Below are 26209 nucleotides of genomic sequence, written 5' to 3'. Positions count from 1 at the left end.
CCCCGTCGTTGCCTAGAATCAAGGGGTGAGCGATTCCTCGTCTTTTTACATCACCACGCCGATCTACTACCCCTCCGATGTTCCGCACATCGGTCACGGATACACCACGGTCGCCGTCGACACTCTCGCGCGCTGGCACCGTCAGTCGGGTGATGACACCTGGATGCTCACCGGCACCGACGAGCACGGCCAGAAGATGTTGCGTGCGGCGGCGGCCAACAACGTCACCCCGCAGGAGTGGGTTGACCGTCTCGTTGCCGAGGCGTGGTTTCCCCAGCTGACGACGCTCGACGTTGCCAACGACGACTTCATTCGCACCACGCAGCAGCGTCACGAAGATCGTGTGCAGAAGTTTGTGCAGGCGATCTACGACCGCGGCTACATTTACGCGGGCGAGTACGAAGCGTTGTACTGCGTTGGTTGTGAGGAGTTCAAGCCGGAGAGTGAGATCGTCGACGGCACCGGGCCGTTCGAGGGGCTCAAGGTGTGTGCGATTCACTCCAAGCCGCTGGAGCTGCTGCAGGAGAAGAACTACTTCTTCAAGCTGAGCGAGTTTCAAGACAGGCTGCTTGAGCTTTACAAGACCGAGCCCGATTTCATTCGACCGGAGTCAGCCCGCAACGAGGTTATTTCGTTTGTGCGGTCGGGGCTGAAAGACCTGTCCATTTCACGCTCGGCGTTTGACTGGGGCATCAAGGTGCCGTGGGATGAGCAGCACGTGATCTACGTGTGGGTCGACGCCCTGCTCAACTACGCGACGGCCGTCGGATACGGCGAAGATGACGAGCAGTTCGCGCGCCGCTGGCCCGCGTACCACGTCGTCGGCAAAGACATTCTGCGTTTTCACGCGGTTATTTGGCCGGCCATGCTGATGGCTGCCGGTCTCGAGGTTCCGCGTGGCGTTTTCGCTCACGGTTGGCTGCTTGTCGGCGGCGAGAAGATGTCGAAGTCGAAGCTCACCGGCATCGCGCCCACCGAGATCACCGACGTCTTTGGTTCCGACGCCTACCGTTTCTACTTTCTCTCGGCCATCGCGTTCGGCCACGACGGTTCGTTCTCGTGGGAAGACCTGGCGGCGCGCTATCAGGCAGAGCTGGCCAATGGCTTCGGCAACCTGGCATCGCGCACCATCGCCATGATTCAGAAGTACTTTGACGGCGTGATTCCGGCGGCGTCGGATTACACCGAAGGCGACCTCGCGATTCAGACGATTGTTGCCGATGCTGCAGCCAACGCGGATGCCGCGATCGAGCGCTTCCGTATTGACGAGGCGATTGCCTCGATCTGGACCATCGTCGAAGCCCTCAACGGCTACATCACCGAGAACGAGCCGTGGGCGCTCGCCAAAGATGAGGCCAACCGGGCGCGCCTGGGAACGGTGCTCTACACGGCGGCCGAAGGGCTTCGTGCCCTCGCAGTGTTGCTTTCGCCGGTGATGCCGCAGTCGACCGCAAAGCTGTGGAACGCGCTCGGCGCGGCAGATTCGCTTGGTGCGCTGCCGGAGCAGCCGCTGCGTGAGGCAGGCGCGTGGGGTGTGCTGGTACCCGGAACCACGGTGCAGCCGCTCGAGCCGCTGTTTCCGCGGGTGGAGGCCACTGCGTGAGTTCAGCCGAGGCTGCCGGCGGCGGTAACGGTGGTGCCGGCGACGGCATCTCCGCGTACGTCACCCAGCGTCGCGGCGACGGTCGTGATCTGCGCTACCCGGAGGTTCCGCAGCCCCTCGAGGTTGCGCTGTACGACAACCACGCGCACCTGGAGATTCTCGACGGCGACGAGCCGCTCTCGCTCGATGAGCATTTGGAGCGGGCCGCAGCGGCTGGCGTCATCGGGGTCGTCAACGCCGGTGGCGACATTGAATCGTCGCGCTGGTGTGCCGAGGCTGCCGAGCGACACCCGCGGGTGTTGGCCGCCGTTGCCATTCATCCCAACGATGCGCCGCTGTACGAGCAGGCTGGCAAGCTGGACGAAGCGCTGTCGGTGATTGACGAGCTCGCCGCACGGCCGCGGGTGCGCGCGATCGGTGAGACGGGGCTTGATTTCTTTCGCACCGATGAGGCGGGTCAGCCCGCGCAGTTCCGCTCTTTCGAGGCACACATCGCGATGGCAAAAAAGCATGGGATCGCGATGCAGATCCACGACCGTGATGCGCACCGCGCGGTGCTTGACACGCTGAGCCGTGTTGGTGCGCCTGAGCGCACTGTCTTTCACTGCTATTCGGGAGATGAGGCCATGGCGCGCGAGTGCGCCGACGCCGGCTACTACCTCTCGTTCGCAGGCAACATCACGTTCAAGAACGCACAGAACCTCCGTGACTCGCTGAAGGTGACGCCTCTGGAGCGCATTCTGGTTGAAACCGACGCGCCGTTTCTTACCCCCGTTCCCTACCGGGGCCGCCCTAACGCCTCGTACCTGGTTCCGATCACGGTGCGTTTCATGGCGACGGAGCTCGACATGGACGAGAACGAGTTGGCTGCACAGATCGCCGAGAACACGCTACGGGTGTACGGGGACTTCGAGTAGCCGCTACACCGAGATGGGGGAGCCCGGAGCGATATCGGGGTCTTCATCGGTGGGGCCCTCGCTTACCGGGCGGGCGGCGATGATCGAGGAGATCGGCCGCCACACCAGCACGAGCGTGATGGCGGCGCCGGCGAAGGCGAACCACCACGGCGCGGTCGGCCCCCACACCTGAGCAATAACGCCGCCGAGCGCCTGCCCGACAACGAGCCCGCCGAAGACGCCGACCATGTTGACGGAGGCGATGCGGCCCTGCAATTCACGCGGAACCAGGCGCTGGCGCACGGTGGTGGAGATGGTTCCCCAGATGAAGGCGTAGCCGCCGAAGAAGAACATGATGATCAGGGCGACGACGCCGTTGGTGGTCAACGCAAACGCAAGATGCATCACCACCTCACACGTGAGACACACGCGCATCAGGAAGGCGAACGAGAAACGCTTCTCCAACCATCCGAAGCTCATGGTCGCGAGAAGGCCACCGATGGCCGACGCCGTGGTGAGTAGGCCATAGCCAACGGCGCCCATCTTGAGGTGGTCGGTGGCGTACAGCACCAGCACGCCCCAGGGCGCCGCCCACGTGACGTTGAACACCAAAATGATGATGACGAGCGTGCGCACCGGCGGGTTTTTCGCCAGCCAGCGCAACCCCTCGGCGATATCGGTGTGCACGGGCTGGTGAGCGGCGGGATCGCGAGTCGGCTTTGTAGCCGAGATTCGAGAGATCAGGCTGAGCGCGAGCAGCACACAGAGCACCTGAAGCAAGAACGGCCAGAACGAGCCGAGCGCAAACAGGAAGGCGCCCAGCGGTGGGCCGGCAAACTGATTGGCAACCAGGTAGCCGGCCTGAAGGCGGGCGTTACCAACGCCGAGGTCTTCGCCCTTAACCATCATCGGCAACAGCGTTTGTGCCGCGGTGTCGACAAACACCTCTGCAGTTCCGTAGATGAACGCCGCAGCCAGCACGATCGCGATATTCGCCGTTCCGGTGATGAGAAATACCACCAACCCCAGGATCACGAGGCCGCGAAGCGCGTTGCCGACCATAACCAGCAGGCGTCGGTTGAGGCGGTCAGCGATCGCGCCGGCATGCAGGCCAAACAACAGCCAGGGCAGGAACTGCAGGATGGCACCGGAGGCGACGAGGATCGGTGAGGAGGTCATCGAGGCGATGAGCAGCGGTGCCGCGGCCAGCGCAATACCATCGCCGATGTTGCTGGTCCACGACGAGGCCAGCAGCCAGCGAAAGTCCCGGCCGAGGCGGGCGGGCGCGATCAGTTCACCGAGAGATACCACCGCTCGATCTTATGAGAGTGGGCCCACACTCGCGGCACGAAATCGGTGGGGCCGTTCATGCGCGAGAATGGGAGCATGACCGTCACTCTTCTCGGTGCCTCCGAAATCCGCCGCCTCGCCGCTGAGCTTGATGTGACGCCGACGAAAAAGTGGGGGCAGAACTTCGTCGTCGACGCCAACACGGTGCGCCGCATTGTGCAGGTTGCCCGCGTCAGCGCTGACGAAAGCGTCGTGGAGGTTGGCCCGGGTCTCGGCTCGCTAACCCTGGCGATCTTGGAGACCGGCGCCACGGTGACGGCGGTGGAGATCGACCCTCGCCTCGCCGCGCGGCTTGCCCAGACCGCAGCCGAGCACCACGTGCCCGACGGCGCGTTGCGGGTCATTCAGAACGATGCGCTCAAGGTCACCGAGCTTCCTGGCGACCCCACGGTGCTCGTGGCAAACCTGCCATACAACGTGTCGGTTCCCGTGCTGTTGCACTTTATGGAGACATTTCCGACTCTGAACCGTGGCGTGGTGATGGTGCAGGCCGAGGTCGGGGAGCGCCTGGCCGCCCCTCCCGGGTCAAAGACCTACGGTTCCCCCAGCGTCAAGGCCGCCTGGTACGGCGACTGGAAGCTCGCAGGCAACGTGTCACGGCAGGTGTTCTGGCCGGTTCCGAATGTTGACTCGGTTCTCGTTTCCTTCCAGCGGTCCGGTGACACGCCGGGCACCGAGGCGGAACGAAAAGCAACGTTCGCGATTGTCGACGCGGCATTCCAACAGCGCCGCAAGATGCTCCGCCAGGCGCTCTCGTCACTGCTGGGTGGTTCCGCCGCCGCATCGAGCGCCGTGCTGGAGCGGGCCGGCGTCGATCCGACGCTGCGCGGCGAACAGCTCACCGTGCACGACTACCTGCGCATCGCCCGCACCATCGCGTAGCCAGCAGTATCGCGGCGCCTGCTCCCGCGCGCGGCGCGAAGAAAACCTCGCGCGTTCTCGCGCGGGGACGTTCACTTTGGCGGCGCCTGCGCGCTACGGTGGGAGCATGACGCATCCTCGCCTCAACCTGTCAACGCCTGACACGCACCGCCCGTACGTCGCCGCCGAGGGGCGTTTCAATAACACCGACTATCGACGTGTCGGCGACAGCGGCCTCTACCTGCCGCCCATCTCGCTCGGCCTGTGGTGGAACTTTGGCGACAATGTGCCGTTTGATAACCAGCGGGCGCTGCTGCGCCACGCGTTTGACAACGGAATTTTGCACTTTGACCTCGCCAACAACTACGGCCCGCCGTACGGTTCTGCCGAGACGAACTTTGGGCGCATGATGCGCGAAGACTTTGCGCCATACCGCGACGAACTGATCATCTCGTCGAAGGCGGGATGGGACATGTGGCAGGGCCCGTACGGCGACTTCGGCTCGCGCAAGTACATTCTCTCCAGCGCTGAGGCATCCCTGAAGCGCATGGGACTGGACTACGTCGACATCTTCTACTCGCACCGCGTCGACCCCGACACGCCGATCGAAGAGACCATTGGCGCGCTCGACACCCTGGTGCGCCAGGGCAAGGCGCTGTACGTCGGAATCTCGTCCTACTCGGCCGAGCGCACCATTGAGGCGAAGGCCGTCGCGCGGTCGCTGGGAACGCCGCTGGTGATTCACCAGCCGTCGTACTCGATTCTGAACCGTTGGGTAGAAGACGGCCTCACCGACGTTCTCGAAGCCGAGCGCATGGGCGCGATCGCCTTCACCCCGCTCGCGCAGGGCTACCTCACCGACAAGTACCTCGGCGACGGACCAGCCGACCGCAACGTCAAGCGTGGTTCCCTGCCTGATGACATTTCGCAGGAGGGGCGCAACGCCCTGCGTGCGCTCAACGTCATCGCGCAACAGCGTGGCCAGACGCTCGCGCAGATGGCGTTGCAGTGGGTTCTGCGCAAGCCCGTGGTGGCATCCGCGCTGATTGGCGCATCGCGCCCCTCCCAGCTGGATGAAAACATCGCGGCGCTGCAGGGGCCGGCCTTTGACATTGAAGAGATTGAAGAGATCGACACGCTCAGCGACTCGATCGACGTCAACAAGTGGGCGGTGTCGTCAGACCTGTGACCGATGAGGCGAATCCCGTAGCCGTTCGCGTTCGCGCCCCCGGCAAGGTCAATCTGCAACTCGCCGTCGGCGAGCTGCAGGAAGACGGCTACCACGAACTCGCTACCGCCTTCCAAGCGCTATCGCTGATCGAAGAAATCACCGCGACGAGCGCCGAGGGCATCTCGCTGTCGGTGAGCGGAACCGTTGATGTCGCGGGGGTGCCGCTGGACGAATCCAACCTCGCCTACCGGGCAGCACTCCTGCTACGCGAGCGAACCGGAGTCACCGACGGCGTTCACCTCAACATTCACAAGGGCGTTCCGGTCGCGGGCGGGATGGGCGGCGGATCGGCAGACGCCGCGGCAACCCTGGTTGCGTGTGACGCGCTGTGGGCAACCAATCTGTCCTCGGCCGAGTTGCATACGCTCGCGGCGGAGCTCGGCGCCGATGTGCCGTTCAGCCTGCACGGCGGTACCGCAATGGGAACCGGGCGCGGCGATGAGCTCAGTCCGATGCTCTCGCAGGGCCGATTCGATTGGGTACTCGTGACCAACGATGAGGGGCTCTCAACGCCACGCGTCTACGGGGAGCTCGACGCGATTCGTCAGCGCCTCCGCGCGGACCTGCCCGTGGTTCCGGCGCAGCCACACCTCGGTGCCGATCTGTTTCATGCGCTGCGAGCCGGAGACCCGGTACGGTTGGCCGACGCGCTCCACAATGACTTGCAGGCGGCGGCCCTGTCGTTGCGCCCTGAGCTTGCCGTCGTCATCGACCTCGGAGTACGTGAGGGGGCGCTGGCCGGCATCGTCTCGGGCTCGGGGCCAACGGTGGCGTTGCTGTGCGCCGATGCCGAATCGGCACTCGAAGTGCACGTGTCAATGACGGCCGCGGGATACAACAGTTTTCGTGCGCACGGCCCAGTTGCCGGCGCGCGTATCGTATCGGCCGTTTAGGCTCGCTCGCCGCGCAATAGCCGCAGCTGCACCATCGCCCTGAAGCGCGCATCAGGATCGGTCAGATCGAGGCCGCTGATTTCGGAGAGTCGGCGCAGGCGGTAGCGAAACGTGTTGGGGTGGGTGTAGACCTGCGCGGCAGCCGTTGTCACATCGCCGAAGGCATCCAGCCACGCAGACAGCGTCTCAACCAGCTGCGTGCCCTTCTCCCGGTCGTGCTCGAGCAGCGCCGCAACGGGGCCGGTCGCGCGATCGCCGTGCGCACGGGCAACATCGCCCAGCTCCACCAGGAGTGCATCCATTTGCACGGCGTCGAAGCGTGCCACGGCGCCGTCGGGCCGCTGCTGAGCGAGCACCCGCAGGGCCCGATCGGCGTCGCGACGTGAGCGGGGAATGACCGTGAGGTCGGTGGCAACGGTGCCGATGCCGACCAGCATGGGCCCGGTTAGCCCCAGCCGATCGACGAAGTCGTTGATCACCCGTTCGGCAGATACATCGGCGTTTTCGGCGCCCGTCTTGACCCCGACGATGGCGTAAACCAGGTTGCCGATCGGTGCCACTGCCGAGCGTTGGTACACCGCACCAAGGTGCATACCCAAAGCGTCGGCGAGACGCTGCCGCTCGGCGACATCGCGGGCGTCTGGTGTGTCGGCTCCGTCTGTGGTGTGCTCAGATGGCGCAATCGCGATCACCACACACGTGTGATCCTGCAACCGCAGGCGGGCGGCGGCATCGGCGGCCCCAGCGCCGCCCTCCAAGACGGTTGCCAGCAGGTCGGCGCGAAGGCGGCGTTCAACGTCGGCACCAGCGCGGATCTGCAGCATGTGAAGCGCCACGAGCTTTGCGGCGTCTTTGAACGCTCGCAATCGGTCGGTCGACAGTGGTTGTTGAACGGCGGCCCAAATCGAGCCGAGAATTTCATCTCCGGCACGCACGGCATGCGCGACGCGTGGGAATGAGGGGCTGTCTCCGGCACCCACCGGTTCAACCAGGATGGGGTCTTCGCTGCGATACAGGCTCTGAAAAACGCCTCGGTCCTCGAGCTGTCGCATATAGCGTTCCGGCACTTGGCGGCCGAGAATCGTCTCAATTCGCGGCCCGTCGGCCTCATCCTGACGGCCAGAGAACGCCAGTACTCGAGAATTGCGGTCTTCAATCGTGACGGGGGCGTCCACCAGTGTGGAGATAGCGTTTGCCAGGGCGAACAGATCGCCTGCCGGCAGGCCGCCAAGGGTGGGGGTGTCGCGATCGCTCAGGTCGCCCTCGGCAATCATGGAACGCACCATCGCGGCCAGTTGCGCCCACGAAGCACCGCGGGTGAGAGCGAGCACCGGAATCTCTGCCGCGGAAAGCGCCGTCATCGCGGCCGCGCCGAGATGCACGGGTGCTCGAAGCACCAGGGCGATCGCGTTCTGCTCCCGCATGCTGTGAATCAGATCGAGCGCGTCGTCGTCTCCGGTGATGCCGACGCCGAGCACCAGAGCACCCCGCATCGGCATGGTGTCATCGAGGGCGTCGTGGATAACGACGGTGTCGACAACCGCCTCATGATCAGCCGTGCCGAACACGACATCGAGCAGCGTGGTTCCGAGGTCTTCCAGAATTCGCCCGAGACTTGCTCGCGGCCGCATCGTCACTGACATGAGCACACTTGAGGGTATGCCGGCCGATGATGCTGGCGATGGTTGATCATGACGAAACGCTATCGAGTTTCTGTCGGAACCAACAAGAGGGGTGCCGGGTGACCGTCGAACGCGCGGGGTACTGCCTCAGCGACAGCCACCCCGCGCGTTGCGATACTCGCTAGAGCGTGATCCACTCTGAGCGGGTGGTGACCTCAGCCAGCATGTCGGCGTGAGGGGTGACCCCGATTCCCGGACCCGTCGGCACAGGCAGGGTTCCGTTCTCGAGGACGAAGGGGTCGGTGATGTCTTGGCGGTAGTAGCGGTTCGAGCCGGACGTGTCGCCCGGCAACGTGAATCCGGGGAGGGCGGCGAGGGCCACGTTGGCGGCTCGGCCGATTCCGGTTTCGAGCATGCCGCCGCACCACACCGGAATATCGTTTGCCGCGCACACATCGTGAATCTTGCGCGCCTCCAGGTAGCCGCCGACGCGCCCCGGCTTGATGTTCACGATGGAACAGGCGCCCAGGCGAATGGCATCGGCGGCCGAGCGTGCCGAGACAATGGATTCGTCCAGGCAGATCGGCGTCTTTACGACCTTCGCGAGCTCGACGTTGCCGATGATGTCTTCTTCGTCGAGCGGTTGCTCAATGAGGAGCAGGTTGAACGGATCAAGACCCGCGAGGTGTTGCGCGTCGCCGCGGTGGTAGGCCGTGTTGGCGTCGACCTGCAACAGCACGTCATCGCCAAAGCGCTCGCGCACCGCGCGCACCGGAGCAATATCCCAACCGGGTTCGATCTTCAGTTTGATGCGCACATACCCCTCATCGAGGTAGCCGCCGACGGCATCCAGCAGTTCGGGGATGCTGTTCATGATGCCGACCGAGACACCGCAGTCCACCCGGTCAACGACCGCCCCCAGTTCGCGGGCCAGGGGAGTGCCGCTGGCTCGCAGCTCGGCATCCAGCACGGCAAGTTCAAGTGCCGCCTTGGCCATGCGGTGTCCCTTGAATTTATGCAAGGCCGGTGCAATCTTCTTCGCATCCAGCTGAGGGATCGCATCGATCGCCGGAATCAAGAAGCGCTTCGTGACATCGGTTGCCGCCTCGACGTACTCAGACGAATACAGCGGGTCGCTCATGGCGACGCACTCACCCCAACCTTCGCCGTCCTCCGTCACCGCACGCACCAGCACGGCTTCACGCACCGTCTGCGTGCCAAAGGACGTGCGAAACGGCGAAACCAGCGGCAGGGCGATGGTTCGCAGTTCGAATCCGGTGAGCTTCATTGCGTCTTTCCTCTGTTCACGATGTAGTTGCCGTCACGGTCAAATCCGATGACGGTGCCGCCGCCGGCAAGCGCCGCACCCAGCGTTTCGCGCAGCGCCAGCCGCCACGCGGTTGCCACGGTCGGGTTCTCGCGGCGGATGGTTTCGATGTCTCGCGGCAGGCCGATGGCCACCAGCTGCGCGTCACTGTGTTCGCGCTGCGGGGCGAACGAGTCGTCTGGGCGAAGGAGCGCCGGAATCCCGGCCGCGGTGCCACTGACGTAGTCGCCGCGGCTGGCCGCCGCGACCTGCGGATCCCACAGCTTCCACGTCACGAGCAGTCGGTCGGTGTCATCGGAACCATTGAGGTCGTCGCTCATCTGCCCGTAGAAGTTCTCGAGATACTCGCTGGCCGTCGCGCCCAGCTTGACGAGGTTGAAGTATGCGTTGCGGCTGATCAGGGGGTCAAAAGTCCACGAGATTTCGTCGATGTGGTGCTCAAGGGCCCACGCGCGCTGGTGAGTCTTGATGGCGAATCCCACATTGCGACCGCGAGACCCGGCACGAACGCCCGCGATGTGGCTGTGCAGCGAGCGGCGCTCGGGAGGTCCGAAGAACCCGAAGCACGCTCCCACCATTTCGTCGCCGCGGAACGCGCCGCCGACATAGCTGCCGGCCTTGGATACCGCGCGGAGGGTCTCGACGTTGACGGGTGGGCGAGAAACATCGCCCTTCCAGATGTGCTGCAACAGCTCAACGACCTGAGAGAAGTCTTGTACGCGGTCAAGGATGCGCATGGTGACGTCAGCATCCCGCGCCGCGGTGTCTGCGGCCAGGTAGGCGTCGGCGATGACCGATGTGGTCTCAGCCATGGTGACCGTCCGGTGTGCCCGAGGCCAAGACGTCGACGATGAGCGCTCGCAGCAGCGTGGTCCGCTCGGCGAGCATGGCGACGATGACATGCTCGTGGTCGGCATGAGCGCCGCCGCCCACGGCGCCGAGGCCATCAAGGGTCGGCACGCCGATGCCTGCCGTGAAGTTGCCGTCTGAGGCGCCGCCAACGCTGACCCCATCAAACGGCGTCAGGTCGAGCTCGCGCGCCAGGCGTTCGGCGCGCGAGAAGAGCGCGGCGGCCGCCGATGGTTCCATGGGTGGCCGATTCGCGCCACCCTCAATCACGATGCTCGCACCCGGCAGCGTCGGCGCGATGGCGCGAATCTGCTCGTCGACTCGCGCCTGCTCAGCCAGCGTCTTCACGCGAACATCGACGGCAAATTCCGCCCGCGCCGGCACGGTGTTGGTCGTGGTGCCGCCGGAGATGACGGTCGGAACCACGGTGGTGCCCGCGACCTCGTCGCCCAGCGCCGCGACCTGCAACAGCACGTGTGCTGCTTCGATACTGGCGTTCACGCCGTTGTGGGGTTCGAGCCCGGCGTGTGCGGCCTTGCCGGTCACGATCACGCGATACAGCGAGACACCCTTGCGGCCAATCTTGAGCGCGCCGCCGTCGGCCGAGGCTTCGAGCACGAACACCGCATCGCAGCCGCGCGCGGTGTCTTCAATGAGCTGACGCGAACTGGGCGAACCCAGCTCTTCGTCGCCGGTGACGAGCAGACAGACGCCGTCGCGGTCGGCAAGGTCGGCGATGGCATGAAACGCCATCGCGAGGCCCGCCTTCATGTCGAACGCCCCGGGGCCGCGCAACGTGGATCCGTCATTCGAAAACGGCAGCCGATCGATGGTTCCGATCGGCCACACCGTGTCGTGGTGCGCCAGCACGAGCACGCGGGGCGCCCCAAACTGCCACCGCACGTGGGAGCGCCCATCGATCTCGATGCGCTCGGGCGCTACGCTAAACAACCGCTCGCCCATGGCGGCGACGAGGTCGGCGCTGCGGCGCACGGCAGCCAGGTCATCCGAGGGAGACTCGCACTCGATGAGCGCCTGAAGATCGCCGACGAGCGCCGTCATGATGCCACCTTTGGTGCGGCGCGAACACCGAAATGCATATACGGCTCACCGGTGGGGAGGGTGTAAAACACGAGGGAGTTCCAGTTCTGCTGCCCCTCCTGGCGTAGCGCAAACTCGCCCTCCTTGACGGGCGTGAGCACATGTTCTTGCACCGGGTCAGGCAGCATTTCGGCCAGCGGGCCGGTCATCGTCGATCGCATCACGAGGGTGCCGTCGCGTTCGAGAATGCGAACGTCTGCCACCGCGTCGTGGCCTGTGGCGGGGTCAATAACCCGGCCACCAGAAAGGATGAGGTGCACCCGCCAACTATCGCACCGCCGCTGCGGCGGGGGCTTGGCTGATCGGCCAAACTCCGTCGGCTGTTTTGGTGCAGACGACAATCAGCCGCAGCCCGATAGCCTGGATAAACCATGGCGCATTTGCTTGGGGCTGAGGCCCTCCACCTAGAATTCCCTACCAAAGTCGTTTTCGACTCGGTTACCCTCGGCATCAACGAGGGCGACCGCATCGGCATCGTCGGTCGCAACGGCGACGGCAAGTCGAGTCTGCTTGCCATGCTCGCCGGCGTCTTGGAGCCCGATGGTGGTCGCGTCACCGTGCGCGGCGGGGTGCGCATCGGCGTGCTGACACAGCAAGACATGCTTGACGATGATGACACCGTCAGCAATGCGGTGGTCGGTGACCGGGTGGAGTACGAGTGGGCGGGAGATGCCCGCATTCGCGACGTGATTTCGGGTCTGTTGCGCGATATCCCGTGGGACGCTCGCATCGGCGACCTCTCCGGTGGTCAGCGGCGCCGCGTAGCGCTTGCTCACCTGCTCAGCGGCGATCACGATGTGATGTTCTTGGACGAACCCACAAACCACCTCGACGTTGAGGCCATCGCGTGGCTTGCCGAGCACCTGAAGCGCCGCTGGCCGGCGAACCAGGGTGGGCTGCTGATTGTGACTCACGACCGCTGGTTTCTTGACGAGGTTGCCAACTACACGTGGGAGGTCCACGACCGCATTGTGGAGCCCTTCGAGGGCGGCTACGCGGCCTACATTCTGCAGCGCGTCGAACGCGACCGGCAGGCGGCGACCGTTGAAGCGAAGCGCCAGAACCTCGCCCGCAAAGAGCTCGCGTGGCTGCGTCGCGGCGCGCCCGCCCGCACCTCAAAGCCGAAGTTTCGCATTGACGCGGCAAACGAACTGATCGCCGATGTTCCCGAGATTCGTAACAAGACCGAGCTGGCATCGCTCGCCGTTTCTCGCCTCGGCAAAGACGTGGTCGATCTCATCGACGCGGGCGTGAGCTTTGGCGACAAGACGGTACTGCGCGATATCGAGTGGCGATTGGCGCCGGGGGAGCGCACCGGCATTCTGGGTGTTAACGGTGCGGGAAAATCAACCCTGCTGGGTCTGATTTCCGGAACCACGAAGCCGACGGCTGGTTCCGTCAAGCGCGGTAAAACGGTGCAGGTTCGCACCCTTACGCAGCGCATGGACGAGTTGGATGAACATCTGAACTCACCGGTTCGTGTCGTCATCAGCGGTCTGCGTACTTCCTACACCTTCGGCAATGGCTCGAAGGCGACCGAGCTCTCACCCGGCCAGCTTCTGGAGCGCATGGGCTTTTCCAGCGCGCAGCTTTCCACGCCGGTGAAAGACCTCTCCGGCGGGCAAAAGCGTCGCCTGCAACTCCTGCTCATCTTGCTGGACCAGCCCAACGTGCTGATTCTCGACGAGCCGACCAACGACCTTGACACCGACATGCTCGCCGCATTGGAGGACCTACTGGACTCGTGGCCCGGCACCCTCATCGTTGTCTCGCACGACCGCTACTTCTTGGAGCGTGTCACCGACCAGCAGTACGCGATTCTCGGCCAGCGCCTGCGCCACCTGCCGAACGGTGTTGACGAGTACCTCGCGTTGCGCGCCGCGGAAGATCGGGCTCCTGCCGCGAAGTCGGCGCCCGCCGCTTCCCCGGTATCAGCCGTTCCAGCGCTGTCCGGGAAGGAAGCCCGCGAGGCCGAAAAAGAGATGACGTCGCTGGAGCGCCGTTTTCAGAAGCTCCGGGCGCAGGCGCAAAAGGCCCGTGCGTCGCTGGCCGAGATGGATCAGGGTGACTATGTCGCGCTGGGCGTCAAGATGACCGAAATTTCTGGGATTGAAGCCGAGGCAGACGACCTGGAGATGGCCTGGCTGGAGCTGGCAGAAAAGCTCGGATAGCGGGGCCACGGCGCCCGGGACGGCGCCGTCATGACGCCGTGTGACGTGGGCGTGACGCTGTGTGACGACTGATTGGAACGAGGCGAAAAACCGTCGTACCTTGGCGGAGTCCCCCCAAGAGAGGTTCTGCTTCATGTCTCGCTTTTTCGGCCACCGCCGTCTCGCTTCCGCCCTCGCAGCCATTGCCGCGGTTCCGCTCGTCATCGGCCTCGCCGGCTGCGCTAGCACCGCCGGCGATGCCAACTCAAGTTCCGACTCCGACTCTGCCTCCGACGTCGTCAAGATCGGCGTCGTCAACGATGGTGATGCCCAGTGGGCGCCGTTCGTTGAGGCCGCGGCGGCTGAAGGCATCGAGGTCGAGCTGGTGAACTTCGGCTCCTACGAGCAGCCGAACCCGGCTCTCACCGAGGGTGAACTCGACCTCAACCAGTTCCAGCACATCGTGTACCTCGGGACGTACAACGTCAACGCCGATCAGGACCTCACGCCCATCGGTGCCACCGCGATCTACCCACTGGGCCTGTACTCCAAGAAGTACGACGACGTCGCCGACATTCCCAAGGGCGAGACCGTTGCGGTGCCCGACGACGCCTCCAACCAGGCTCGCGCACTCCTCGTGCTGCAGTCGGCCGGACTGATCGAGCTGAAGAGCGGCGGAACCATTTTCTCCGACCTCGCAGACGTCGACACCGACAAATCCAAGGTCAAGGTCACGGCGCTGGAGGCGGCTCTGATCCCAACCTCGCTGCCCGACGTCGCCGCCGCGATCATCAACAACGACTTCGTCACCGACGCCGGTCTCACGTACGATGACGCCCTCGCCCAGGACGACCCCACCGACCCGAACGCGCTCCCGTACGTCAACATCTTCGCCGCACGCGCCGATGACGCCGAGAACAAGACCTACCTCAAGCTGGTCGAAATCTTCCAGACCAACGCCGACGTACAGGCAGGTCTGCAGGAGTCCTCCGGCAACGTCGCGGTGCCGCTGAGCACCCCGGCAGAAGACCTGGTGGCTTCGCTGCACAAGGTTGAAGAAGATACAATTGCGCAGAAGTAGTCAGGGCTAAAACCCTGATCACAGAGGATCGGGCGGCCACACGCCTCCCGATCCTTTGCGCTGTTTGCGACACCCGGAGAACGTCATGGCTATCGTCACCCTCACGAATGTTTCGCGACACTATCCCGCCCCCACCCCGGGTGGAGACAGTGTTGTGGCCGTCGACAACGTCACTCTCGATATCGAGAAGGGCGACGTTTTCGGCATCATCGGCTATTCCGGCGCCGGAAAATCCACCCTGGTGCGGCTGATCAACGCTTTGGAGCCCGCATCGAGCGGAACCATCACCGTCGATGGCGTGGATATCACTGCCCTGAAAGAGCGCGAGTTGCGCGGCGTGCGCCGCGGCATCGGCATGATTTTTCAGCAGTTCAACCTGTTTGCAGGCAAGAGCGTTCACGCCAACATTGCCTATCCGCTCAAGCTGGCAGGGTGGAGCAAGGCCGATATCGCGCAGCGCGTCACCGAGCTGTTGGCCTTTGTTGGCCTCTCTGACAAGGCGAAGGCATACCCGGAGCAACTTTCCGGCGGCCAAAAGCAACGCGTCGGCATCGCCAGGGCGTTGGCGACCCGCCCCGCGATTCTGTTGGCCGATGAGGCCACCAGCGCTCTTGACCCGCAGACCACCCACGAGGTGCTGGAACTGCTCAAGCGCGTGAATGAGGAGCAGGGCGTGACGATCGTGGTGATTACGCACGAAATGGACGTGATCCAGACGCTCGCCACGAAGGTCGCGGTGATGGAACATGGCCGCGTCATCGAGCAGGGCCCGGTGTTTGAGGTGTTCTCCGCGCCGAAGCATCCGGCCTCACAGCGATTCGTCGGAACCGTCATCAAGGGTGTTCCGTCTCCCGCCGAGACCGCCGCTCTCGCGGCGCGGCATACCGGCAGGCTCGTCACGTTCTCGTTCCGCGACGGAGACGCGGCCCAAGCACGGGTGTTTCTCGACCTCGCCGCGGCCGGGCTCGACTTTGAACTCGTCTACGGCGGCATCAACGATATTCGCGGGCGGGCTTTCGGTAACCTCACCCTCGCTATTCGCGGCGATGACGCCACCATCGACCGCACGCTGGCCGTCATTGGTGAGCGCACATCCGTGACCGATCTTGATGAGCAGGGAGCACGCTGATGGATCGTCTGATTGAACTGCAACCCGAGTTCTGGCAGGCCGCGCTCGAAACCCTCTACATGACGAGCGTTGCGCTCGTCATGGGCGGAATTCTTGGCATGGCGTGGGGTGTGATGCTGTATGTCTCTCGCCCGGGCGGAATCATGCCCAACCGTGCGGTGAGCGGCATCGTCAACACGATTATTAACTTCTTCCGCCCCATTCCGTTTGTGATCTTCATCGCCGCGATTTCGCAGCCCCTGGCACGCCTCATCATCGGCACCGGTATCGGGACCAACGCAGGCGCCTTTGCGATTGGGCTTGCCGCATCATTCGCGATTGGTCGCATCGTTGAGCAGCACCTGGTGTCGGTGCCGAAGGGCGTCATTGAGGCCGCGCGCTCCATGGGCGCCGGCCCCTGGCGCATTCTGTTCACCGTCGCGATTCCCGAGGCTCTGGGGCCGCTGATTCTCGGCTACACGTTCGTCGTGGTGGCACTGATCGACATGACGGCGATGGCCGGCTTGATTGGTGGCGGTGGGCTCGGCGCGTTCGCGCAGATCTACGGCTTCCGCCAGTTTGAACCCGTCGTGATGTGGGCAGCCATCTTCCTGATCGTGGCCTTCGTACACCTCGTGCAGCTGCTGGGCAACCGGTTGGCGCGGCGGGTCATGCGCCGCTAGCGCTCGCTCGCTACCGAGCCACCGGTTCCGGAACCAGGGGCGCCTCCTGCAGCGTGCGTCGCGATTGAAAGTGGCGTGCCTCGCCCGTCAGCGGGTCGACAAACTCCAACTCGCGAGCGAGCAGCTGCAGCGGGCGAGTGAAATCGTCTGGAACCTCGGGGTGCAGCACCGGGTAGAAGCCGTCATTGAGAATGCCGGCGCCGAGCCCGGCAAGGTGTACCCGCAATTGGTGCATGCGGCCGGTGTGTGGCTTGAGCAGGGTATGAATGACCTGCCGGCCACGATCGGTACCGCGACTCTCACCCACGCCCAACAGCTCAATGAGCGTCTCGGAGTTGGCATCGGGTTTGGAGTCGACCAGCACCGTTACCGACGCGCGCACCTTCTCGATGTGATTGCGGTAGGTGATCGGAAATTCGCGGCCAGCCAGGTGCGTGCCATCAAAAGCCGCGGGTGCGAGCGAGACCGCCTCATACGTTTTCTGCACGATGCGGTTTTCGAACAGCAATTGGTAGGCGCCGCGCGTCTGCGGGCGGGCGGAGAACATCAGCAGTCCTGCCGTCGCGCGATCGAGGCGGTGAATGGGGGAGAGGTCGGGGTTGCCGAGCTGGTTGCGCATGCGCACCAGCGCCGAATTTTGCAAAAATTTGCCGCCGGGCGTTGTGGGCAAGAAGTGTGGCTTGTCGATGACGACGAGATCGTCGTCGACGTGCACAATCTCCACGTCAAACGGAATCTCCCGCTCCACCGGCGGCTCGCGGTAGTACCAAATCCACTCGTGCGAGCCAATCTTGGCATCGCGCGATACGGCGGAACCATCGCTGGTCACCATCTCACCGCGATCGAAGCGCTGGCGCAGGGCTTCGGGATCCATATGACCGAAGCGATCGACCACATACTCCGCAATCGAGTCCCATTCGCCCGTCAGCGGCAGATGCAAGCGGGTAGCGCCGACCCCATCGCGAACCGGGAGGGGAGAGGGCATGGCCATATGGCTATTCTCTCAGGCACACGCCTGGGAGTCTCTCGTGGGAGGCTCACGCGAGGTGGTCAAACTCCAGCACCAGCTTGCGAAGCAATCCAGCAAGTCGGTCGCGCTCGCCGGTTGACAGCGATGCCAGCAGAATCGCCTCGGCATCGACCAGCCGAGTGATGGCGGCATCAACGCGCACGCGACCGTCTTCGGTGAGCACCACAATCACTCCGCGGCCATCGCCGGGGTCAGCCTCGCGGCGCACCAGGCGGCGCCCCACCAACCTGTCAATGCGATTCGTCATGGTTCCAGACGACACCAGCGTTTGCTGCAGCAACTGCTTCGGGCTCAGGTGAAAAGGCTCCCCGGCGCGCCGCAGTGCCGAAAGCACATCCCATTCCCAGCTCTCCAGATCGCTTCGCCGAAACGCTTCGCGGCGGGCGCGGTCGAGGTGGCGGGAGAGCCGATCTACGCGGGAGAGAACTTCGAGCGGAGAGAAATCGAGGTCGGGTCGCTGAGCGCTCCACGCACCCACAATTCGATCAACCTCATCGGTTTCTTCCGTCACCACCCCATTATGCGACAAGGGCACCGCTCAGAACGTGGCAGACTGGTACCTGCGGCGTTTGCCGCGGTCCGCGATGGTGTAATGGCAGCACGACAGCCTTTGGAGCTGTTAGGTCTAGGTTCGAGTCCTGGTCGCGGAGCATGACCGAGAACAACCTCGCCATCGTTGTGCTTGCTGCGGGCCAGGGAACGCGGATGAAGTCGCGCACTCCCAAGGTGCTTCACCGAATCGGCGGGCGCACGCTAGTCGGTCACGTGATCACCACCGCGCAGCATCTGAACGCGGCGCACATCGAGGTTGTGGTTCGACACGATCGCGACCGGGTGGCCGCCGATATCTCGCAAACCTACCCCGATGTCACGATCGTTGACCAAGACGATATTCCGGGCACCGGCCGTGCCGTGCAGGTGGCCGTTGACGCGCTCCCTGCCGACTACGACGGCGACGTTCTGGTGCTCTCTGGCGATGTTCCACTGCTGGATGACGCGACGCTGACGACGCTGCTTGATGCGCACCGCACAACCGGCGCGGCAGCGACTCTGCTGAGTGCGATTCTCGCCGACCCGACCGGATACGGCCGCATTATTCGCGACGCCGATGGCAACGTCGCGCGCATTGTCGAGCAGAAAGACGCCACGCCCGCCGAGGCCGCTGTCGATGAGATCAACGCCGGCGTTTACGTGTTTCAGGCGACGCTGCTGCGCGAATATCTGCCGCAGGTTGGCATGGCGAACGCGCAGGGCGAGATGTACCTCACCGACGTGATTGGCCTGCTGCGCGGCGCGGATCAGCGCATTTCGGCGGCGATCACCGACGACCTGCAGGTCGCGCTCGGCGTGAACGATCGCGCACAGCTCGCCGAGGCCGGAGACCTGCTGCGTCGCCGCATCATTCGGCACTGGCAGCGCGAGGGCGTCACCGTCGTTGACCCGGGCTCGACGTGGATCGACGATGACGTCACGCTCGCCGCCGATGTCACCGTGCTTCCCAACACTCAACTGCTCGGCGCCACCACGATCGCGGCGGGCGCCACCATCGGCCCCGACACCACTCTGGTGGACTGCGAAGTCGGCGAAGATGCCACGGTTCGCCGTACCGACGCCACCCTGGCCGTCATCGGCGCGCGGGCGACCGTTGGCCCGTGGTCCTATCTTCGCGCTGGCACCGTCCTGGGCGACGACGGCAAAATCGGAACCTTCGTCGAGACCAAGAATTCCACCATTGGCGAGGGCAGCAAGGTTCCGCACCTGTCCTACGTTGGCGACACCACGATCGGTCGAGGCGTCAACCTTGGCGCGGGCGCGATCACGGCGAACTACGATGACATCGCCAAGCACCGCACCGAAATTGGCGACGAGGTACACACCGGTTCGCACAACGTGTTTGTGGCGCCCGTTACCATTGGAGCAGGAGCGAAAACCGGCGCTGGTGCCGTGATTCGCAAGGATGTCCCACCCGGTGCCCTGGCACTCAGCGTGGCGCCCCAGCGCAACGTTGAAGGATGGGTCGAGAACAACCGACAGGGCACGAAAGCGGCAGACGCCGCGCTCGCGGCTCGCACAGCACAGAAGGCTGCAGATGGCTGGCAAGAAGAAGACCGTTGATCTTGACCGCGACAACGACATCGCTCCCGGCGTCGAAGTAAAAAACAAGAAACGACTCGTCGTCGTTTCGGGCACCGCGCACCCTGCCCTTGCCGCCGAGGTTGCTCAGCACCTCGGCACGGAGCTGGCGCCCACCGAGCACCGCACCTTCGCGTCTGGTGAGCTGTACGCCCGCTTCGAGGTTTCAGTTCGCGGTTGCGACGTCTTCGTCATTCAGTCTTTCGAGGGCGCCGTCAACAAGCAGATCATGGAGCTGCTCATCATGATCGACGCGCTCAAGCGGGCATCCGCCAAGCGCATCACGGTCGTGCTTCCGTACTTCCCCTACTCGCGCCAAGACAAGAAGGGTCGCGGTCGTGAGCCGATCTCGGCTCGTCTCATCTCCGACCTCATGGACACCGCCGGCGCCGACCGCGTCATGAGCGTTGACCTGCACGCCGCACAGATTCAGGGCTTCTTCGACGGCCCCGTTGACCACCTGTTCGCCAAGCCCGTGCTGCTGGACTACTTCGAGCGCACGCTGTCGGCAGACGACCGCGAAAAGCTCACCATCGTCTCCCCAGACATGGGCCGCGTTCGCGTCGCCGACACGTGGTCAGACAGCCTGGGCGCCCCGCTGGCGATCATTCACAAGCGCCGCGACCCGAAGGTCGCAAACCAGGTGTCGGTTCACGAAATCGTCGGATCGGTCGCGGGGCGCGTCTGCCTGCTCGTTGACGACATGATCGACACCGGCGGAACCATCGTGAAGGCTGCTGAGGCGCTGAAGGCCAACGGCGCGGAGCGAGTTATCGTCGCCGCAACCCACGCGATCTTCTCGGAGCCCGCGTCAACCCGCCTGCAGAGCGAGGCCATCGACGAGGTCGTCGTTACCGACACCGTGCCGCTGCCCGAAGACAAGCGCTTGGACGGTTTGACGATCCTTCCCATCGCTCCGCTGCTGGCTCGCGCCATCGGCGAAGTCTTTGAAGATGGTTCCGTCACCAGCATGTTCGACGGCGCGGCCTAATCCACAGCCGACGCATAGGATCTGCGTGAGGTTTGCATGAACCGAATCCCTATCGTGAGATGACGATCTAAGGAGAGACCTCATGTCACGTTCAATTCCACGCCCCACCGCTGTTGTGTCGTCTCTTGCAGGCGTAACGGGAATCTTCCTGCTGGCTGGTTGCAGCGCGCAGGCAACGGTTGCCGATCAAGCAACCACTGAGCCCACCAGCTCCGCCGTTGCCCAGCCCAGCAGCTCACCCACCGCATCGGAGTCCACCTCGACCACCGGCGAGGCAACCGCCACCAGCACGTATGCGGATGGCACCTACACCGCCGAGGGAAGCTACTCGCCGCAGGCTGGCCTCATCGAAGCAATTTCGGTGACGATCACGCTGCAAGACGATGTGATCACGGCCGTTGAGGTCAGCGGTGACCCGCAAGAGCGGGAAAGCGTGGAATATCAGAGCAAGTTCATCGGCGGCATCGCCGATGAGGTTGTCGCTAAGTCCATCGATAAGATCAACGTGTCCCGCGTCGCAGGATCCTCGTTGACCAGCGGTGGCTTTAACCAGGCCATCGAAACCATCAAGGCAGAAGCGGCCGCCTGATGTCTGCCCACTGGCGATTCGATGCGATCGGAACCGCGTGGGACATTGAGACGGAGGCGGAGCTGTCCGGTGAGGCAAAAGAAGCAACCCGCCGCCTGGTCGACGAGTTCGATCGTGAGTGGTCGCGCTTTCGTCCCGATTCGCTCGTCAGCCAGTTGGCGCGCGGCGCCGGTGTTGTCGATGCGCCTGCCGATACCGCGCAACTCATGTCGATGTACCAGCAGCTCTCGGACGCAACCGGTGGTTCCGTCAACCCGCTCGTTGGTGACTCGCTGGCAGCGCTCGGGTACGACGGTCAAGTTTCTCTCACCGTTGGCGTGCCGCACGCGGCACCCGCCGACTGGAAGACGCTGGTGGCCTGGACGGGCGATTCTCTTGCCCTGTCGCGCCCCGCGACGCTGGACGTGGGCGCCATGGGTAAGGGTAAGCTCGTCGACCTCACGATCGCGACACTCGCCGCCTGGACGGAGGGGGATGTGACGGTCGACGCTTCGGGCGACATTGCCACCAGGGGTAAGCCGATTCGCGTTGGGCTTGAGCACCCATACGACACCACAAAAGCCATCGGCCTGATCACGGTGCAAGACCAAGCGCTCTGCGCCTCGGCCACCAACCGTCGCGCGTGGGGCAACGGATTGCACCATGTGATCGATGCTCGCACGGGGGAGCCGGTGCGCACGGTCGCCGCTACGTGGGCGGTGGCCCCCGACGCGGTCACCGCCGATGCGGTCACTACCGCGCTGTTTTTCGAGGGTGGCCCGGAACTCGCGCACGCCTGGGGCGTGCAGTGGGTGCGAATGTTAACGAACGGACAGGTAGAGTACTCGCCGCAGAGTACGGCAGAGTTATTCACATGAACGCCGCGTTGCGCGCGATGCGCACCAGAGTCTTGCGACTGCTTGCTGTTACCTCGATGTATATGCAGGTTGTGCTCGCGCTCAGCCTGCTGTTTGTCATCGCCGTGGTGCTCAGCCTCACCGGATCGCTCGCGTTCTCGGCGGCGGAACTTTTTGCCTCATTGGCGGCGATCGCCGTCGGCGCGCTTGCCGTCGACCTCATTACACACCGGCTGACGCGCACGGCGGTGCGTTGGGAGTCGACCCTGATCACGGCGTTGATTCTAGTGTTCGTGATGCGTCCGACTCTGGAGCCTGCAGGCCTCGCGTGGCTCGCCGTGACTGGCGCGGTCGCCGCCGCAAGCAAGGTGGTTTTGGCGTGGCGCGGGCGCCACATCTTCAACCCGGCTGCCGTCGCCGCCGCCATCATGACCATCATCGGCGTGAGCCCCGCGGCCTGGTGGGTCGGCACCCCGGGGCTTGCCGCGGTCGTGGTCGTGCTGGGCATCGCCGTCGCCTGGCGCACCGAAAAGATTCGCGTCGTGTTGACCTTCATCGTGTTGGCGACGGCCGTATCGATCGGCACCAGCCTCATCGCCTACGCTCAGGCGGGGCTCACCGTCGCGTGGACTGATGTGGCAGTCCAGGTGTTGCTGTCTTCGCCGATCCTCTTTCTCGGGTTCTTCATGCTGACGGAACCACTGACGCTGCCGTCACGGCTGTGGCAGCAGCTGCTGGTGGCGGCCGTTGTTGCGGTATTTGTGGGCTATCCCGCACTCTCCATCGGCGGCATCTCCCTGGGCGCTGACCGTGCGCTCCTGATCGGCAACATCGTGGCCTTTGCGCTTGCGGTTCGTTCTCGAAACCTCTGCCGACTCACCCTGACGGATGCGCGTGACCTCACCCCGCGCGTGCGTGAGGTCACCTTCACGACTGATGCTTCGGCGTCGTTCGTTCCCGGGCAATACCTTGAGCTCACCGTCGCGCACCCGCACACCGATGTGCGTGGCAACCGGCGTGAATTCTCGATCGTTTCGGCGCCATCAGAGTTGCCGCGCCTGCGCATCGCCTACCGTGTCTCGCCCGCCGAGCGTGGTTCCAGCTTCAAACGCGCCCTGGGCGCGGCTCCGGTGGGCACCAAACTGCGTTCTACCGGCGTGTGGGGTGACTTCACCTTGCCGGCGCGCGGGCCGCTCCTGCTGGTCGCCGCGGGCATCGGCATCACGCCGTTTGTATCGCAAGTGCGCGAGCTTTCTGCGCGCGGCATGAACCGTGACATCGTGCTGGTTTATGTTGCCTCTGCCGCGGCCGAATTGGCCTATCACGCTGACTTTGCCGACCATCGGGTCATTATTGTCACCCCCGATGACCCGTCACCGTTGGCCAACGAAACGTGGGCCGGGGGCGAGCGTCTTACCGCGGCATCGCTGGCGAGGCTGGTTCCGGATCTATCCTCACGCCACGCGCTGGTTTCTGGGCCGCCGGCCCTCATCGCCGATCTGCAGCCGGCGCTCGCTCAGGCGGCAAGCGTGAAGACCGACGCGTTCGCCGGTTACTGACCCTGCGCACCGGCGGTTAGTGCGGGCAGGCGCAGGGTGAAGGTGGTGGAACCAGGAACGCTTTCGACCGAAAGGGTACCCTGGTGGGCGATCGCAATGGCTTGCGCAATCGCCAGGCCGAGACCCGTGCCGCCGGTATTGCGTGCCCGCGAGCGGTCGGCCCGCGCGAAGCGCTCAAACAGCGTTTGCTGAATATCGGGCGCGATGCCGGGGCCGTTGTCGTGAACGCGCACGAGGGCATCATTGCCGTCGCGTTCGACAGACAGCACAATGTGGGTGCCTGCCGGCGTGTGGGTTCGCGCGTTGGCCAGCAGATTGGTCACAACCTGGTGCAATCGCCCGGCGTCACCGAGCACCACAAGCTCGTCGAGTTCGCTTGACCACTCGCCGGTGTGCTCGGAGCCAGCGGCCTGCGCGTCGGCCAATGACTCGATGGTCAACGGAATGAGATCGACGGGGCTCAGCACCAACTCTTGACCCTCATCGAGGCGCGCCAGCAGAAGCAGATCTTCGACCAAACGCGTCATGCGCAGGGATTGCGCCTGAATGCGCTCGAGCGCCGCGGTGGTGTTCTCACTGTTCGAAGGATCGCGCAGCGAAAGCTCCGAGTACCCGCGGATCGAGGCGAGCGGCGTGCGCAGTTCGTGACTCGCGTCGGCAACGAATTGGCGCATCTTCTCTTCGTTGGCGGCGCGCGCCCGAAGCGAGGCATCGACGTGATCGAGCATGCTGTTGAGCGCCTTGCCCACCTGTCCGATTTCGGAATGATTATCGACGTGTTCGGGCGCGACGCGATCGGTGATGGCGACCTCTCCCTGATCGAGCTGCTGCTTGGCAACACGACCGGCCGTCGCGGCAACGGCTCGCAACGGGCGAAGCGACGTGCGAATGGTGACGCCAATGGCGAGCGCGAGCAGAATTAAGCCGCCCAGCGTCAGCACGCTGATCGTGATCAGCATGAGGCCGATTGTGCGATCCACATCGGCGCGGGGGAGTCCGATCAACGCAACCGCATCGCCGACCGGAAAGGCAACGATGCGGTAGGTGCCGACGTCGGCGACGGTGACGTCGGTGGGCTTTCCGACCGGAAACTCGGTGCCAGCCAGCGGTGCGATCTGGTCTGCGCTGAGGGCTTGGACGTCGTTGTCCGCGTCGAGGTAGGCGCCGGTGAGTTCGGAGTCCAGGTAAAGGATGAGGAGCGTTCCCGGCTGCAAGAACTTGCCGGGCCCGGAGGATTTTCCATCAAATGTGAGCACCGCGGAGGCATCGTTCGCCTCGTTTTGGATGGCGGCGTCGATCCATGGCTGCGCGCGTCGTGACGACTCGGAGACGCGCGTGGTGAGTTGGTCTTCCAAGACCGAGTTGAGCATTGCCCCGGTCAACACGGCGACGACGATCAGCAACGCCGAAACGATGCTGATGACAACCGTCGTCAGCCGTGTCTGTAACGACCACGGGCGTGAGGTCACTGCGGTGCCTTGATCATGTAGCCGACGCCGCGAACGGTGTTGATGAGCGGATCGCCGAGTGAATCAATCTTCTTTCGCAGGTAAGAAATGTAGAGCTCAACCACGCTGGATCGCCCACCGAAGTCGTAGTTCCACACGCGATCAAGAATCTGCGCCTTGGAGACCACGCGACGCTGATTTCGCATCAAGAATCGAAGCAGCTCGAACTCAGTGGCGGTGAGTTCGATCGAGGTGCCAGCGCGCTCGACCTCATGGCTGTCTTCGTTGAGCGACAGATCGGCGACGCGCAGCACTGGGTCTGCCTCCGCCGACATTGCCGTTCCGCTGCGCCGCATCAGGGCACGCAGTCGCGCGACCACCTCTTCGAGGCTGAAGGGCTTCGTGACGTAGTCGTCGCCGCCCGCGGTGAGCCCGGCGACGCGGTCGCCGACGGCATCCTTGGCGGTGAGAAACAGCACCGGAACCAGGTTGCCGGCGTCGCGAAGGCGGCGAAGCACACCCATGCCGTCGAGATCCGGCATCATCACGTCCAACACAATGGCATCAGGCGTGAATTCGCGGGCAACGGTGAGAGCCTCAAGGCCGGAGCCGGCGGCACGCACCTCCCAACCCTCCATGCGCAGCGCCATGGACAGCAGATCGGTCAGCATCTGTTCGTCATCGACGACGAGAACGCGAACGGCGGAACCATCGGGGCGGGTGAGGGCGGTAGCGGTGCTCATGTAGCTATTGTTCCGCTATTCCTATGAGCTTTCTATGGTGTGAGTTATGCGTCCGCTGTGAAATCGTGCTGCCGTGCCCCGCCGCGCAGGCACCGACCCATCGCGCCAAACACATTCTGGTCGGC

The 26209-nt window shown here is 64.2% G+C and carries 24 protein-coding genes and 1 tRNA gene; 15 read left to right on the top strand and 10 right to left on the bottom strand.

What is annotated here, in order from left to right; genetic code table 11:
* The first annotated feature begins 25 nt into the window (after positions 1-25).
* Together metG and FVP60_RS03525 are read left to right on the top strand one after the other, a co-directional pair.
* Positions 26-1603, top strand: coding sequence for a methionine--tRNA ligase (gene metG / locus FVP60_RS03530; RefSeq protein WP_147824861.1), 1578 nt, complete (start codon positions 26-28; stop codon positions 1601-1603).
* The gene (locus tag FVP60_RS03525; RefSeq protein ID WP_425463440.1) at positions 1600-2520 is read left to right on the top strand and encodes a TatD family hydrolase; all 921 of its coding nucleotides are present in this window, start codon (positions 1600-1602) and stop codon (positions 2518-2520) included. Before metG ends, FVP60_RS03525 begins: the two co-directional genes overlap by 4 nt.
* Positions 2521-2523: 3 nt before the next feature.
* On the opposite strand, the gene FVP60_RS03520 is transcribed toward FVP60_RS03525, so the two are convergent.
* Positions 2524-3810, bottom strand: a complete 1287-nt coding sequence (locus FVP60_RS03520; protein ID WP_147824860.1) for an MFS transporter — start codon at positions 3808-3810, stop codon at positions 2524-2526.
* A gap of 75 nt (positions 3811-3885) precedes the next feature.
* Here FVP60_RS03520 and rsmA point away from each other — a divergent pair, with 75 nt between their 5' ends.
* From rsmA to FVP60_RS03505, 3 genes are all read left to right on the top strand, one after another.
* A complete protein-coding gene (gene rsmA, locus FVP60_RS03515) occupies positions 3886-4731 on the top strand; it encodes a 16S rRNA (adenine(1518)-N(6)/adenine(1519)-N(6))-dimethyltransferase RsmA (protein ID WP_147824859.1) in 846 nt (281 codons plus the stop codon).
* 106 nt (positions 4732-4837) lie between these two features.
* Entirely contained in the window at positions 4838-5899 is a 1062-nt protein-coding gene (locus tag FVP60_RS03510) for an aldo/keto reductase (RefSeq protein ID WP_147824858.1), read from the top strand.
* Entirely contained in the window at positions 5896-6834 is a 939-nt protein-coding gene (locus tag FVP60_RS03505; protein ID WP_147824857.1) for a 4-(cytidine 5'-diphospho)-2-C-methyl-D-erythritol kinase, read from the top strand. The genes FVP60_RS03510 and FVP60_RS03505 overlap by 4 nt, the downstream gene beginning before the upstream one ends.
* On the opposite strand, the gene FVP60_RS03500 is transcribed toward FVP60_RS03505, so the two are convergent.
* The 5 genes from FVP60_RS03500 to FVP60_RS03480 form a co-directional block, all read right to left on the bottom strand.
* Positions 6831-8477, bottom strand: a complete 1647-nt coding sequence (locus FVP60_RS03500) for a PucR family transcriptional regulator (protein WP_187240544.1) — start codon at positions 8475-8477, stop codon at positions 6831-6833. The genes FVP60_RS03505 and FVP60_RS03500 overlap by 4 nt on opposite strands.
* A 160-nt stretch (positions 8478-8637) precedes the next feature.
* Positions 8638-9744 carry an o-succinylbenzoate synthase gene (menC, locus tag FVP60_RS03495; protein WP_147824856.1) on the bottom strand — a complete coding sequence of 369 codons (1107 nt, stop codon included), beginning with the start codon at positions 9742-9744 and terminating at the stop codon, positions 8638-8640.
* Positions 9741-10595, bottom strand: a complete 855-nt coding sequence (locus FVP60_RS03490) for a GNAT family N-acetyltransferase (protein WP_147824855.1) — start codon at positions 10593-10595, stop codon at positions 9741-9743. Before FVP60_RS03490 ends, menC begins: the two co-directional genes overlap by 4 nt.
* Positions 10588-11694, bottom strand: coding sequence for a M20 family metallopeptidase (locus tag FVP60_RS03485; RefSeq protein ID WP_147824854.1), 1107 nt, complete (start codon positions 11692-11694; stop codon positions 10588-10590). Before FVP60_RS03485 ends, FVP60_RS03490 begins: the two co-directional genes overlap by 8 nt.
* Positions 11691-11993 (bottom strand): hypothetical protein, encoded by a 303-nt coding sequence (locus FVP60_RS03480; protein ID WP_147824853.1) that lies wholly within the window; start codon positions 11991-11993, stop codon positions 11691-11693. Before FVP60_RS03480 ends, FVP60_RS03485 begins: the two co-directional genes overlap by 4 nt.
* Before the next feature lie 111 nt (positions 11994-12104).
* On the opposite strand from FVP60_RS03480, the gene FVP60_RS03475 reads away from it, so the two are divergent.
* The 4 genes from FVP60_RS03475 to FVP60_RS03460 all read left to right on the top strand — a co-directional run bounded on the left by FVP60_RS03475 (position 12105) and on the right by FVP60_RS03460 (position 16755).
* Positions 12105-13904, top strand: coding sequence for an ABC-F family ATP-binding cassette domain-containing protein (locus tag FVP60_RS03475; protein WP_147824852.1), 1800 nt, complete (start codon positions 12105-12107; stop codon positions 13902-13904).
* Between the two features lie 133 nt (positions 13905-14037).
* Positions 14038-14964 carry a MetQ/NlpA family ABC transporter substrate-binding protein gene (locus FVP60_RS03470; protein ID WP_147824851.1) on the top strand — a complete coding sequence of 309 codons (927 nt, stop codon included), beginning with the start codon at positions 14038-14040 and terminating at the stop codon, positions 14962-14964.
* Between the two features lie 85 nt (positions 14965-15049).
* Positions 15050-16093 (top strand): methionine ABC transporter ATP-binding protein, encoded by a 1044-nt coding sequence (locus FVP60_RS03465; RefSeq protein ID WP_147824850.1) that lies wholly within the window; start codon positions 15050-15052, stop codon positions 16091-16093.
* On the top strand, positions 16093-16755 hold the full coding sequence (locus tag FVP60_RS03460) for a methionine ABC transporter permease (RefSeq protein WP_147824849.1): 663 nt from the start codon (positions 16093-16095) through the stop codon (positions 16753-16755). The genes FVP60_RS03465 and FVP60_RS03460 overlap by 1 nt, the downstream gene beginning before the upstream one ends.
* 10 nt (positions 16756-16765) lie before the next feature.
* On the opposite strand, the gene FVP60_RS03455 is transcribed toward FVP60_RS03460, so the two are convergent.
* Positions 16766-17746 (bottom strand): pseudouridine synthase, encoded by a 981-nt coding sequence (locus tag FVP60_RS03455; RefSeq protein WP_147824848.1) that lies wholly within the window; start codon positions 17744-17746, stop codon positions 16766-16768.
* Between the two features lie 46 nt (positions 17747-17792).
* Positions 17793-18296, bottom strand: coding sequence for a MarR family winged helix-turn-helix transcriptional regulator (locus FVP60_RS03450; protein WP_147824847.1), 504 nt, complete (start codon positions 18294-18296; stop codon positions 17793-17795).
* 67 nt (positions 18297-18363) lie between these two features.
* Between FVP60_RS03450 and FVP60_RS03445 the strand changes: the two genes are divergently transcribed.
* The 6 genes from FVP60_RS03445 (at position 18364) to FVP60_RS03420 (ending at position 23893) form a co-directional block, all read left to right on the top strand.
* Positions 18364-18435: transfer RNA gene (locus FVP60_RS03445), tRNA-Gln, on the top strand.
* 1 nt (position 18436) lies between these two features.
* Positions 18437-19900 carry a bifunctional UDP-N-acetylglucosamine diphosphorylase/glucosamine-1-phosphate N-acetyltransferase GlmU gene (gene glmU / locus FVP60_RS03440; protein WP_147824846.1) on the top strand — a complete coding sequence of 488 codons (1464 nt, stop codon included), beginning with the start codon at positions 18437-18439 and terminating at the stop codon, positions 19898-19900.
* Positions 19875-20909 (top strand): ribose-phosphate diphosphokinase, encoded by a 1035-nt coding sequence (locus FVP60_RS03435; RefSeq protein ID WP_147824845.1) that lies wholly within the window; start codon positions 19875-19877, stop codon positions 20907-20909. The genes glmU and FVP60_RS03435 overlap by 26 nt, the downstream gene beginning before the upstream one ends.
* An 82-nt stretch (positions 20910-20991) precedes the next feature.
* Entirely contained in the window at positions 20992-21498 is a 507-nt protein-coding gene (locus FVP60_RS03430; RefSeq protein ID WP_147824844.1) for an FMN-binding protein, read from the top strand.
* Positions 21498-22355 (top strand): FAD:protein FMN transferase, encoded by an 858-nt coding sequence (locus tag FVP60_RS03425; protein ID WP_147824843.1) that lies wholly within the window; start codon positions 21498-21500, stop codon positions 22353-22355. Before FVP60_RS03430 ends, FVP60_RS03425 begins: the two co-directional genes overlap by 1 nt.
* Complete coding sequence (locus tag FVP60_RS03420; RefSeq protein WP_147824842.1) at positions 22352-23893, top strand: FAD-dependent oxidoreductase; 1542 nt, start codon at positions 22352-22354, stop codon at positions 23891-23893. Before FVP60_RS03425 ends, FVP60_RS03420 begins: the two co-directional genes overlap by 4 nt.
* On the opposite strand, the gene FVP60_RS03415 is transcribed toward FVP60_RS03420, so the two are convergent.
* Both FVP60_RS03415 and FVP60_RS03410 read right to left on the bottom strand, forming a co-directional pair.
* Positions 23887-25362, bottom strand: coding sequence for a sensor histidine kinase (locus FVP60_RS03415; protein WP_246132442.1), 1476 nt, complete (start codon positions 25360-25362; stop codon positions 23887-23889). The genes FVP60_RS03420 and FVP60_RS03415 overlap by 7 nt on opposite strands.
* Entirely contained in the window at positions 25359-26084 is a 726-nt protein-coding gene (locus FVP60_RS03410) for a response regulator transcription factor (protein ID WP_147824841.1), read from the bottom strand. The genes FVP60_RS03415 and FVP60_RS03410 overlap by 4 nt, the downstream gene beginning before the upstream one ends.
* Between the last annotated feature and the right edge of the window lie 125 nt (positions 26085-26209).

This window comes from Microbacterium mitrae (assembly GCF_008017445.1).
Classification (GTDB): domain Bacteria; phylum Actinomycetota; class Actinomycetes; order Actinomycetales; family Microbacteriaceae; genus Microbacterium; species Microbacterium mitrae.
This window is presented reverse-complemented; position numbering and strand designations above follow the sequence as displayed.